Annotated in this window: 13 protein-coding genes and 3 tRNA genes; 10 read left to right on the forward strand and 6 right to left on the reverse strand. The window is 31.7% G+C overall.

Features of this window, described 5'->3' with window-relative positions; translation table 11 throughout:
* Nucleotides 1-101: 101 nt before the first annotated feature.
* Both V9L04_RS08315 and V9L04_RS08320 read right to left on the reverse strand, forming a co-directional pair.
* Complete coding sequence (locus tag V9L04_RS08315; RefSeq protein ID WP_338793631.1) at nt 102-503, reverse strand: hypothetical protein; 402 nt, start codon at nt 501-503, stop codon at nt 102-104.
* Between the two features lie 106 nt (nt 504-609).
* Nucleotides 610-1,422 carry a sulfite exporter TauE/SafE family protein gene (locus tag V9L04_RS08320; RefSeq protein WP_338793632.1) on the reverse strand — a complete coding sequence of 271 codons (813 nt, stop codon included), beginning with the start codon at nt 1,420-1,422 and terminating at the stop codon, nt 610-612.
* A 340-nt stretch (nt 1,423-1,762) separates the two neighbouring features.
* Between V9L04_RS08320 and V9L04_RS08325 the strand changes: the two genes are divergently transcribed.
* From V9L04_RS08325 to V9L04_RS08345, 5 genes are all read left to right on the forward strand, one after another.
* Entirely contained in the window at nt 1,763-2,638 is an 876-nt protein-coding gene (locus tag V9L04_RS08325; protein ID WP_338793633.1) for an RNA polymerase sigma factor, read from the forward strand.
* Between the two features lie 68 nt (nt 2,639-2,706).
* Nucleotides 2,707-3,471, forward strand: a complete 765-nt coding sequence (locus tag V9L04_RS08330; protein WP_338793634.1) for an SDR family NAD(P)-dependent oxidoreductase — start codon at nt 2,707-2,709, stop codon at nt 3,469-3,471.
* An 11-nt stretch (nt 3,472-3,482) separates the two neighbouring features.
* Nucleotides 3,483-3,953: a hypothetical protein gene (locus tag V9L04_RS08335; protein WP_338793635.1), complete on the forward strand. Its 471-nt coding sequence runs from the start codon at nt 3,483-3,485 to the stop codon at nt 3,951-3,953.
* 4 nt (nt 3,954-3,957) lie between these two features.
* Complete coding sequence (locus V9L04_RS08340; protein ID WP_338793636.1) at nt 3,958-4,419, forward strand: anthrone oxygenase family protein; 462 nt, start codon at nt 3,958-3,960, stop codon at nt 4,417-4,419.
* A gap of 18 nt (nt 4,420-4,437) precedes the next feature.
* The gene (locus tag V9L04_RS08345) at nt 4,438-4,932 is read left to right on the forward strand and encodes a hypothetical protein (protein ID WP_338793637.1); all 495 of its coding nucleotides are present in this window, start codon (nt 4,438-4,440) and stop codon (nt 4,930-4,932) included.
* 176 nt (nt 4,933-5,108) lie between these two features.
* On the opposite strand, the gene V9L04_RS08350 is transcribed toward V9L04_RS08345, so the two are convergent.
* On the reverse strand, nt 5,109-6,383 hold the full coding sequence (locus V9L04_RS08350; protein WP_338793638.1) for a patatin-like phospholipase family protein: 1,275 nt from the start codon (nt 6,381-6,383) through the stop codon (nt 5,109-5,111).
* Between the two features lie 268 nt (nt 6,384-6,651).
* Between V9L04_RS08350 and V9L04_RS08355 the strand changes: the two genes are divergently transcribed.
* A complete protein-coding gene (locus V9L04_RS08355; RefSeq protein ID WP_338793639.1) occupies nt 6,652-8,292 on the forward strand; it encodes a hypothetical protein in 1,641 nt (546 codons plus the stop codon).
* A gap of 156 nt (nt 8,293-8,448) precedes the next feature.
* Nucleotides 8,449-9,258 carry a hypothetical protein gene (locus tag V9L04_RS08360; protein WP_338793640.1) on the forward strand — a complete coding sequence of 270 codons (810 nt, stop codon included), beginning with the start codon at nt 8,449-8,451 and terminating at the stop codon, nt 9,256-9,258.
* 61 nt (nt 9,259-9,319) lie between these two features.
* Here V9L04_RS08360 and V9L04_RS08365 read toward each other — a convergent pair whose 3' ends face one another.
* The 3 genes from V9L04_RS08365 to V9L04_RS08375 form a co-directional block, all read right to left on the reverse strand.
* Nucleotides 9,320-10,114: a hypothetical protein gene (locus V9L04_RS08365; RefSeq protein WP_338793641.1), complete on the reverse strand. Its 795-nt coding sequence runs from the start codon at nt 10,112-10,114 to the stop codon at nt 9,320-9,322.
* A 90-nt stretch (nt 10,115-10,204) separates the two neighbouring features.
* Complete coding sequence (locus V9L04_RS08370) at nt 10,205-10,741, reverse strand: NAD(P)H-dependent oxidoreductase (RefSeq protein WP_338793642.1); 537 nt, start codon at nt 10,739-10,741, stop codon at nt 10,205-10,207.
* Between the two features lie 56 nt (nt 10,742-10,797).
* Entirely contained in the window at nt 10,798-11,568 is a 771-nt protein-coding gene (locus V9L04_RS08375) for an SH3 domain-containing protein (RefSeq protein ID WP_338793643.1), read from the reverse strand.
* A 227-nt stretch (nt 11,569-11,795) separates the two neighbouring features.
* On the opposite strand from V9L04_RS08375, the gene V9L04_RS08380 reads away from it, so the two are divergent.
* From V9L04_RS08380 to V9L04_RS08390, 3 genes are all read left to right on the forward strand, one after another.
* A tRNA-Lys gene (locus V9L04_RS08380) sits at nt 11,796-11,868 on the forward strand.
* Between the two features lie 55 nt (nt 11,869-11,923).
* Nucleotides 11,924-12,006 (forward strand) — tRNA-Leu (locus V9L04_RS08385).
* 36 nt (nt 12,007-12,042) lie between these two features.
* Nucleotides 12,043-12,115, forward strand: a tRNA-Lys gene (locus V9L04_RS08390).
* The last annotated feature ends 44 nt before the right edge of the window (nt 12,116-12,159 follow it).

The following is a 12,159-nucleotide window of genomic DNA, read 5'->3' on the forward strand; positions in this document are numbered from 1 at the left end:
AATATATTAGCGTACAAAAGTACGAAAAATGTTTGAGTAGAGATAAACTAGTCAGGATATTTTATCAGGATATTCTTATTTTACTCAATTAATTATGTTTTTTATTGAACAGGAATAGTCTGATTGATGATTGGCAAAATAGCATTGTGCAAATAAGTTCCTTTCAAAAATGCGAACAATGAACCACGAGTAGTAGAAATAGCAGTTTCATTAAGATCTAAAATAAAATCTGTTGGTAGATTGAGTTTTTTATTTGCTGCATCTACATGATTTGATAATCCTTCTATTTTATAAACCGTATTGGTTTTAAACTTAGCAAGAACATTTTCTTTTCCATTTGTATAAATAGAAATATTAGTAACCACAATAAGAATTTCATCATCTGTATTCCAACGATGTTCTAAATTAACATCAAATTGAAAAATAATTTCTTTTGGTAAATTCTGAGTAGGTGCAATAAGATTAGCTTCTAAAACGTCTAGGGCTACGATTCTGTATTCCATAATAAATGAGTTTTTGGTTAATTTATAAAAATATACTGCACAAAACTACTTGTTTTATGTTTCCTATAAAAATAGCAGCAAATAAAATTCTGAATTTTGAATATTTTTAATGAATAAATTCTTTATAGAGAATAAAAAAAGCAATCACTAAGACCATATAACCAAAAATTTGTTTGAGCTTTGCAGCAGGAACATATTTACAAAAATGAGTTCCTAAAAGAATTCCTACAATAGTAAAACTTGTAAAGGGAAGAAGAAAAGCCCAGTCAATTTCATGGTGTTGCCAATCTCCCAAAAAACCTAAAAGTGAATTAATCGCAATAATAAAAAGAGATGTTGCAATGGCTTCTTTCATCGGAATACGAGCTAAAAAAACAAGTGAAGGAACAATCAAAAATCCACCTCCTGCACCCACCAAACCAGCAATCAGTCCCACCAAAGTAGCATCTAAAACCAAAACAGGAATATTTAAGGCTTTATTCGAAACAGCTTTTGGAATGTGATTTTGTTCTTGTTGTTTTGCTCCCTTTCGAATCATGATGGTGGAAGAAATCAACATTACAATAGCAAAGAAAACTACAATTGCTGCATTTTTGGTAAGAATAAAATAATCAAAACTCAAAAAAGGATCAGGCAAAGCAGGAACAATGTATGCCCGAGTCAGATAAACCATTACCAAAGAAGGAGCACCAAAAACAAGAGCTATTTTCAGATTAACTAAATTTTGTTGAAAGTATCTATATGCACCTACAAGTGCAGCAGCACCTACCACAAAAAGTGAATATCCTGTTGCAATAACAGCTTCAATATTTAAAACATAAACAAAAATAGGAACAGCCAAGATAGAACCTCCACCACCTAACAATCCCATTGTAAAACCGACTACAATAGCAATCAAAAAACCTAAAAACTCTTCCATTTTATATTATTCTTACTTTTTATTGTTCTTTTTAAAGAAAAAAACCTATTTTTATTTATTTATGAGAATACAATTTGAATAGCTCAAATTCAAGCCCAAAAATTGTTAAAAATAAGAGCTATTTTAATTTTGTGATAAGATATCAAAAGCATTTTTGGCTTTTATCTTTAAAAGTCTTTACACATTGTATTTTTGTTTGTCTAATAATTTAAATTTAGATGTCTGTTCTTTCTTATGTTAGGTACATCAGTTTGAAAAAATAATGTCTTCTCAAATATTCCAAACCGAAAATACTGGTCTATATAATTTATCTTTTCAATTATTATAAAATAACAAAACAATGAATCCATTTACTCAAACCTACTCTTCTGATAGTTCTGATAATCAGCTTATTGAACAAATTTTGCAAGGAAGTAAAATTGCTTTGACAAACCTTATCGAAAGACACCAGCCCTTTATTTATAATCTTGCTTGGAAATTGACAGGAAATGATGCTGATGCTGAAGACCTTACACAAGAAGCCTTGATTAAAATCATCTCCAATTTGAGTAGTTTCAAACAGGAAAGTCTTTTTCGTACTTGGGCATATCGAATTGTCAAAAATCATTTTCTCAATGAAAGAAAAAAACTCTCCAATCAGTTTGCTAATAACTTTGACGAATTAGGTCATCTTCTTGATAATTCGCCTAGCGTTGATTTATCTGAAAACGAAAAAGTAGAAAAAACAGAACTTATAAGAGAAGTCAGATTACAATGTCTATCAGGAATGTTGCTTTGCCTAACCAAAGAACAGCGTATGATTTATATTATTGGGGAAATATTCGGAGCTGACCACACAATTGGTTCTGAAATAATGGAAATTAGTAAAGATAATTACAGAATGAAACTCAGTAAGGCTCGCAAGGATTTGTATAATTTTATGCAAAACAAATGTGGATTAGTCAATAAAGCAAATCCGTGCAGATGCCACAAAAAAGTAACTTTTGCTTCTGAAAATGGAATGGTAGATGCCAAAAATCTACTTTTCAATAAAAAAGAATATTCTACATTCAAAGCAGAGTTAGAAACTGATGCTAATTTTTTGGTCGATGAATCTGAATTGAAGATAGCTGAATTACAACAAGACCATAGCTTCAAAACTACATTTGAAAAAAAGAACTTTATCCTCAAAATTTTGGATGATGCACAATGGAAAAATAAATTGAATCTGAATTAATTTCGATTTTTTTTTCAAAAAGTCTTTACACATCGATACATCGGTTGTCTAACTAAAAAAACTCAAAAATGAAAACTTCAAGACAAACCGTTTTAATTACAGGAGGAGGTTCAGGAATTGGACTTTCTCTTGCCAAAAAATTCTTAGAAAATGACAATACTGTTATTATTACAGGAAGGAATTTATCAAAACTAGAAGAGGTAAAAAAAGAATTTCCACAAATTAATATTTTTCAAAGTGATGTTACAAAAGAGGCAGAAGTAAGAATGTTAGCTGATGATATACTTCAAAAATTTGATGGAATTGATGTTTTGATAAATAATGCAGGAATAATGAACCTTTTGGATACAGGAAATGAGAGTAATGACTTGAAAAAACAACTTGAAGAGATTGAAATCAATTATAACTCGCCTATTCGTATGTTGCATTATTTTTTACCTCAACTAAAAAAGAGCAAAAATGCCGTTTTGGTTAATGTTTCTTCTGGTTTGGCGTATGTTTCTTTTGCTCAAGCTCCTGTTTATTCAGGCACAAAAGCAGCCGTTCATTTTTGGACACAAGCTATCCGACCACAACTAAAACCACATAACATAAAAGTAATTGAGCTTTTGCCTCCTGTTGTAGATACGCATTTAGCCAAAGAAGCCGACCTAACAAACGATAGTCTTACACCGATGCCTACTGAAAAACTATCTGCTATTTTTTGGAAAGAATATTCAAAAGGAACAGAAGAAATTACCCCAGGAATTTCTACACAACTCAAATTTATAAGCCGATTAGCTCCTAAATTTGGTTTTAATCAACTCAATAAAGAACCTATACCTAAAAAATAAATCAGACAATTATGAAAAAAATATTACCTGAAATAGCCGTTTTTACCATTTGTGGTGCTTTAGGCATTTTACTAGCTATGGGTTTAGGATTTGGAATATTTTGGAAAACACTTGAGCCGATTGCATTTATGCATGTTTTTGCAGCCGAATTTCCTTATTTTATTTTGCCTACTGTCTTGATGCTTCAACCTGCCTTAATTTCGTCTATTGTCTTATTTATCAGATTCAAAAACGAGAAAGAAATTCGCAAAACTTGGCTTTATGTAATGAGTGGAATGATTGCAGCTTTTGTAATTACAAGTGCTTATCATCTGCCTGTAAATATAGGTTTTATTCAATTAAAATATACGGCAGAAGAAATTACGACACTACTAAATATTTGGCTTTTACTACACTGGGTGCGATTTGCTGCTGTATTTATGGCTGCTGTATTTGCTCTAAAGGGTTTCAAACAAATTAATCAAGTCGTTCAAAAAATATAAAATTATGAAAAACACAATTTCAATCATCGCCATTCTTGGTATCGGAGCTTTTGCTGGAAATATGATAAATATTGGTTTGAGCCACGCTATGTATTGGCAATCACTTGAGCCAATAGAGTTTATGAAGTTTTTTAAAATTGATTTTCCATTACTGTTACAACCTACGGCTGCCACACTTTTACCTGCTTTTTTGGGTAGTCTTTGGGTATTTCTTAAAAGTGAAAAAGCGTCTGAAAGCAGGAAATATTGGCTTTATGTTTTTATTGGATTAGCGATTATCAATATTCAAACACTAGCTTATCATTTGCCTATGAATTTAGATTTTGTGGAGTTGAAATATGATGCAGCAACAGCTACAAGCAAATTACAAGGCTGGATAATTTTACATTGGGTAAGAGTTGTTGTAGCTATTGGTTCAGGTGTTTTTGCTCTTTTAGGTTTTCAAAAATCAAATCAATCAATTTAAACAAAAATTCAAATCAATATGGATAATTTCGTTATTTTCAATATGCAATCCGTAGCAGGTTTGCTCACTTTTTATTTTATATTTAAGTGGTATGTATTTCCTCGTTTAGCCAATCTAAACATTTATGATGCACTTGTGCCAATGGTACTTATTCACGGTCTTAGATATTTGGGTATGGTCTTTATGGTGGATACACAAGTCTATGATGCTTTTCCTGATGACTTAGCTTTTACAGTAGGAATTTGGGATTATACGACTGCTATTCTAGCCTTAATTACTGCTTTTGCCTTAAAGAACAAATGGAAATTTGCAATTCCTCTGGTTTGGGTATTTAATATTTTTGGTTTTACAGACCTTATAGTAGCTTTTCCACAAGTATTTGCGATTGAATTTTATAATTATGATTTGGGAACGATGTGGTGGGCGTTCACAACTATTGGAGTAGTAAATATGATTAGTCATTTTTATATTTTTTATAGATTAATCAAAGGAAGCCCCAAACAGGATAAATAACTGATGTTGTGCAACGATAAAAACTCTATATAAATTTCTTGTATAAATAAACAAAACCCACGATTTTAATCGTGGGAAAACAGGCACAGAATAGCAGAAAACAGCCTGTTTTATTTTCCCATAACTAAAGTTATGGGTTTCGTTTTTTGACTGCGTAACATCAGTAAATAATAAAATCAAGAAGGAATACTAAAATCATCTTTTGGAGGAAGAATGGTATATGGACTTTGTGCTGCACGAGTGTCTTTGTATTTCTGCCAATCAAATGTTTTCAAAAAATAAGCTGCTGCTTTTGCACCACGAACAAAAAGATCTAATTTGTCATCATCAGAAAGCGTAAAATCTATCCAATTATGGCTTCCAATATCTATCCAAGTGATAAGCTGTCGATAATCTGGATTTCGAAGAATAAAATTATAATCTGCAATTTGTCGCATTGACTCTACAATTGCTCTAGTAAAAATAAATGGATTTGAAATATCGTTTGGACGATGCCTTTCTGTTCCTAATTTTACTCCAAAAGAAGGCAGTCTTGGCACGTGAGATTTATGAAAGACATCAGCAGGGAAATTTGAAATAATTCCACCATCTACAAAAAAGACTTCTTTTGGAATATCTCCTCTATAAGCAACTCTACTTTTCCAATTTTCTTGTGCCTTTTTTCCATTTGGAATATCTGTAACTTTAAAAGGAGTAAAAAAGAAAGGAATAGACATAGAAGCACGTACAAAGTTAGTAGGATTTATCAGATGACTATTTTTCCAATAAAGCGAACGCATAGCAGGAAAAATAACCTTTGATTCGGTTGTAATGTCAGTCGCAATAATAGAAATAGATGCTTTTACTCCTTCAATAGTGTGATTGACACCTTGGCGAATACGTAACGATTTTGGTAAATCTGCAACAGCTTTCTCTAAATGTTTTGAGGTATAAATTCCTTCTTTTCCTAGGGCTTCTGTAAACCAATAGTAAAAATGCGTCCCTGGGTTTAGTCCCCAATCTTCCCATAATTTACTAAATGCTTTTACGCCTCTCCATATTAACTTACTCCAATGAATCTCTCCATTATTTTCACTAATTGCAATGGCAAATTCTCGTGCATTTTCATCTCCATCAATAAAATCGATAAAATTTTTGTTGGCAATTAGTTCTATCATTTTGTCAGTTTTGAGTTTGGTTCTATCACCAAGAGAAGCCATATAAATTGTATTTATTGCTCCTACAGAAGTTCCTGCATAACCCAAAAAACGGATTCCCATTTGTTCCAAAACATGTACATAGCCAATCAAAGCAATTCCCAAAACTCCACCTCCTTCTTGTACCAAATCTACATATTGATGTCCTTCATCATCCAAAACATCTGAGAAAATCTTGCGATGAACACCCTTTTTTTTGAGTTGTTTGATAAGATTGGTAATAATGTCGTGCTGAGTAAAATCTTCGGCTGTCATGTTTTTTATAAGGAATACTGAAAAGACACATAAAATAATAATCCAAAATGAGACGACTATTTTGAAAGTAAAAAGGATTCTAAAACTACAAATAAAATTAGATTTTGTTTACTTTAGGCAAATACAAGACGTTCTCATTCACAAAAATTTAAAAAAACATAACTTTTATTTTTTATTTATGTATTTTAATCTAGAAAAGCATCATTTTTTAGAACTCGCCGTACTGGCTAGTGTATTTTATTTTTTAATCTTAACCCAATAATTGTCTATGTATCACAAATCAATAATCTTTAGTATTTTATTATTTTTTATTTCCTCTACTTTTATGATAGGATTTTCTCAAACAAATAATGATAAGGGACAACGAGTAGCCGTTTTTAAAAATGGAACTGGCTTTTTCTTTAACCCAATGAGTCTGAAAGCTGAAAAAGACGGAGAACAGAAAGGAAAATTTATTATCAAATCTTTACCTCAAGCTCTTTTCGGAACGTTTTGGTTTTATACCAATGGAAAACCTATTAGTAGTCTAAAAAGCTATGAAAGCGAAGAAAGTACAGAGAGTAAAAAATCAACTAGCCTTCCTGAAATGTTGTATGGAAATGTAGGTCAAACTGTGGAATTGACTTTAAAAGGTAATACTGAAAATCAAACTGAAATTGTCGGCAAAATTCAAGATGTAAACTTACAAAGTGGAATGATTTTCTTAGAAACAACAAAACCAAAAGTAGGTTTTATGGCAATTTCTATGAATGAAATAAAATCAATTTCATTTACAAAAAAACCAAATACAGACTATTCTCCTACTGAAAAACAGCGAATTATTGAAGTAGAAATTGATAACGCTTCTTCACAAGAAAATGTAGAAATGGCATATTTACAACGTGGCATTGGTTGGTTGCCGTCTTATTTGGTTCATTTAAAAGATGATAAAAAGGCACAGATTGTCTTACGTGCCGAACTGGTAAACGATGCAGAAGACATCAAAGATGCTACACTTAGTTTAGTGGTTGGAGTTCCAAATTTTAAGTATGATAAATTGGTTTCTCCTTTTGTTTCTAATCAAAGCTTAGAATCATTTCTGAATCAGCTTAATGGTTCTGGCAATAATTTATATAGGAGACAACAAGGAGCAATGTCAAATATGATTACTACTCAATCTATGAACTATGAATCGATGGATATGGATGTTGTTGGAGGTGGAGGAAACACAGACGAAATAGAAACGCAGTCTCAAGAAGATTTATTTTTCTATACTAGAAAAGGTGTTTCGCTGCCAAAAGGTGGACGAGCTTTATATTCTCTATTCAATGAAGAAGTAGATTATAAACATATTTATGAAGTAGAATTACCTCAAAACAATGGTTATAATGTAGTTTATAAACAAGAAAATGAACAAAAAAACGATGTTTATCATTCTTTAGAACTCAAAAATACAACTGGTTTTCCTTGGACAACAGGAACGGCAATGGTTACACAACCTAGAAAAACAAAAGAAGGAACTGTAAGTACGACAGCAGAGCCACAAGTTTTGAGTCAAGACATGCTAAAATACACAGCCAAAACTTCAAAAACAATGTTGCGCCTGACAGTTGCACCTGATATTATGGTAAAAGACAACGAACAAGAAACAGACAGAGAAACTGATATTAAGAAAAAGAAAATTGTCTATGATTTGGTTACAGCAACAGCAACCATTGAAGTCAAGAATTATAAAGACAAGGAAATAAATCTGAAAGTAAGTCGTACAATTATTGGTGAAATGCTCAAAACAGATTCAGATTGGGAAACCAAAAAACGTCCCAATTATTACGCTATCAATCCTGTAAATGATGTCACTTGGGAATTGAAACTAGCTAAAGGAGAATCAAAAACGATTACCTATTCGTATCAATTTTATGTAAGGAAATAACATCAAGACATTTTAGAAATATAAAAAAAGCAGATACTTTTAAAGGTGTCTGCTTTTTTTTGTAATAATGAGCCTTTTTAGGATATAAATTTTGTTTGTAGAAAGTAAATACTTCTTCTTGAAATACATCAAATTACTCAACTAAAATAATTTATTATGAAATCAGTCTCAGCAAAAGTAATTCTGTTTTTAATTTTTCTAGTTATTTCATTTTCAAGCTGTCAGAACAAAAAAACAAATGAAAACAGTCAAGAAAATGCAACAAATAGTTCCATTTCAGAAGAAATAACTTCTTCAAATTCTGCCTCTGTTTCTTCTAAGGCGAGCGAATTTCAAACAAAACCATGTGAACTTCTCACAGAAGAAATTATCAAAAAATATGTAACTATTGATAAGGAAATTGAAAAAGAGTTTTTTGAGTATAAAGACAGTAAATATCCAATGCCTGCTCGTTGTTCTTATTCTTGGAAAAAACCAAATGCAGATGAAGCTACAAAAAACAGTGTAAAAGAAGTAGGAAAAATGGTCAAAACAGATGGAAAACATGAAATGGATATGAAAAAAATGACTCCTGATTATAGTATCGCTATTTCTATTCATAACTATGCAGGCAGCGCACAGAGTTTTATTCCTATCAAACTTACTGACGAGCAAATTGAAGCACAAGCCAGAAAATCAAAAGAAATGGCTATGAAAAATAAGACTTTTCAAAATATGAATGCAGCCGACCAAGAGAAAGTAACTAATTTGGCTGCTGAAAAAACACGAAATACACTTACCAACATGAGAGATAAAACTGTCGTTGTAGAAGGAATTGGAGAAGCTGCTTACTGGAATCCAACAGGTTTTGATAATACATTTATGATTCTTTCTGGTGGAAAATCAATCAATCTTGAAATCTATGTAAGTCCTAATCGTGAGGAAAATATTGAAATTGCTAAAAAAATAGCGAAAGAAATATTATAAGAAAAGTAAAAACTTTGTAGGAAGAGAAAAATAGAAGATTTTTCCTACAAAGTTTTTAGTATTACATTTCCCCTTCTTTCAAATAATGAATTTTCTCTTTTTTGAATTTTGGACAGTTTACAGCATCATTATTAAAAGGCGTAAAAGTAATTCCAATAAAACCTAAAATCGTATTATTTCTATATTCATCATTATCGTTAAAGAATTTTTCAGGTGTCAAATATTCTGTCAGAAGATATTGTATTCCTACACGCAATCGCCAACGAGGATTGAATTTGTAACCAACAAACAGTTCATTATTAAGCGTTCCTCTAACTTTAGGAAGTTGAACTAAAGAACGAACTTCTGCCTCTGTAGAAAGTGTATCTTTAGTTAAAGAATTAATAAGAAAAGCTTTTTTTTTACTTCCAAAACCAAAACCGACCAAATCGGTACTTGCTCCAATTTCCCATCTATCATTTATGTCATAACTCATATAAAAACCCAAATTAGCACTTCCTAAAAATGGTTTTTCTACCAAAAGAGAATCTCTATATGAATTACCTGAACTATCTTTATACTTTTCGGAACAATAAGGAACACTATCTGTAAGTCCCAAAACCAAATTGACCCGAACTCCTGCTCCAATACGAAAACGCTGTGACTCTCCAAAGCCATACATAGCAGCATAACCCAAAGAACCAGCACCAAGCTGTTCTCCTGCTCCCAAAGCAAGTGTAAAACGATGCTGCCAATGAGAAATAGTTTTTTCTTTCTTCACTTTTACCATTTGTCCAAACGATAAGTTTGTACAAATAAAAAGCATCAAAAAGCAACTAAGAAGAGAAAATACTAATTTTGAAGGTAATTTTTGCATAAGTGATTAATGTATAACAGACTTCCCAGTCTGTTGAATAAATAGAACTTTTTTCGAACAGACTGGGAAGTCTGTTATACATATACTACATCAAAAAGCAATGATTTTTTCAATCTGTAAATCTATCAAATCATTATATTTGGCATACTCATTATCATTGACAATTTCATCATTTTGGAAATGTTTGTCAATAAATGGCATTCTAGCACGCAGTGGCAAAACAGTTGCTCCCAAATAGCCAAAAATATCAGCTAAATGACTTGTTGCCAAAACTGCACCTTGCGAACCCGAAGAAAGACCAACTAGAGCGACCATCTTATCTTTTACTCCATTAGGAAATTCTAATCCATCTAAAAATGATTTGATAACACCAGGGAAAGAACCATTGTACTCTGGAGTAACAACAATTAGTTTTGTAGAATCTTTTAGAGGAGAAATAAGTCTATTGAAACCTTCATTTTTTCCTGTATTTTCATAAAGAGCCGAAAAAGTAAAATCATGAGGAAGTTCTTTCAAGTCAATTATAGTAGCATGAACACCTTTTTCTTTGAGTTTTCTTTGATATAGAAGAGCCATTTGATAAGTTACAGAGTCTTTTCTATTTGTTCCAGAGATAATAGTTGTCATTTATTTCTTGGTTGTGGATATAAATTTTAAAGTCTAATTATATTTAATTCATTGTTTTACTGAACGACTAAAGTATTGTGCAGACGTACATAACCAGTCTGATTGTCTATTGTTACTTTATACCAAGAATCTTCTTTATCCAAAATTTGATAGCGATTTCCTTTCTTGACCACCTTCAAAACAGGAGAAGCAGCCGATGGATTTTCAACAAAAGTAGTATAATCATTCTGAATAATACCTAAAGTACGCTGTGTAGCAAAATTATGAAGTAAAAGCAGAATAACAACAACAGAAAAACCAACAGCTAATGGAGGCACAATCGTTCTTTCTTGTCGTACTCTACTAATAAGCCAAATAGCCATAATAAAAATAATAACTCCAAAAAATGAAATAATATACCAACGATACGAATCATAAAGTGACAAAAAATAGGTTTTATCTGTATATTGATACCCTTCTAACTGATGAGTTTGGGCAAGCTCTTCTAGTTTTCTCAAAACTTGCTTATCAGGACTAACTCTGTAATGAAGATTGAGATAATAAAGAGCTTTAGGATAATTATTTTTACTTTCTTCTACAAAAGCCATCCTCAAAAGCATTTGAGGACTAAATTCTTTGCCCTTATTTAATAAATGTTCGTAGAGCAGAAGAGCTTCTACATAAGCTCCAGAATTAAATAAAGAATCACCTTGTTTGAGAAATTTTTCATTTTGAGCCTGACTTCTAAAAGAAATACTAATAAATCCTACTAAAAGACAAAAAACAAAAATGCCTTTATAGAAAAACTGAATACTTTTACTTTTTTTTGTATTATTATTTTGCATCATAAAATTATTGTATTACCTTTGCAACGCATTTGAGGGAAACGCCTCTCAATTTTTATTGAATTTTAAATGGTTTTTGAGATGATTTAGGAACAAATATAAGTTGAAATAATTCAGTTTAAAAATAGTTTGAAGATATTTTGAACTATTTATAATTTCAATCTGTTGTTCGTTCAACTATCAAAACAAAAATTTATTTGTTTTCAAATTCATTAAAGATTTGCAAATCTGATTCCGTAGCTCAGCTGGTAGAGCACAACACTTTTAATGTTGGGGTCCTGGGTTCGAACCCCAGCGGGATCACTTATCGTAAAAACTGATTTTATTTTAGATTGCTTTTAAAGTGAAATTAGTTTTTGCTCACGTGGTGGAATTGGTAGACACGCCATCTTGAGGGGGTGGTGCACTATGTGTGTGAGCGTTCGAATCGCTCCGTGAGCACGTAAAGATTTAGTAATTAAGTTGATAATTTGTTTTGATTCCGTAGCTCAGCTGGTAGAGCACAACACTTTTAATGTTGGGGTCCTGGGTTCGAACCCCAGCGGGATCACTCTAATTAGTAAAGCCATACAATTTTGTTGTATGGCTTTTTTT

Source organism: Bernardetia sp. MNP-M8 (assembly GCF_037126285.1).
In the GTDB taxonomy this organism is placed as follows: Bacteria; Bacteroidota; Bacteroidia; order Cytophagales; family Bernardetiaceae; genus Bernardetia.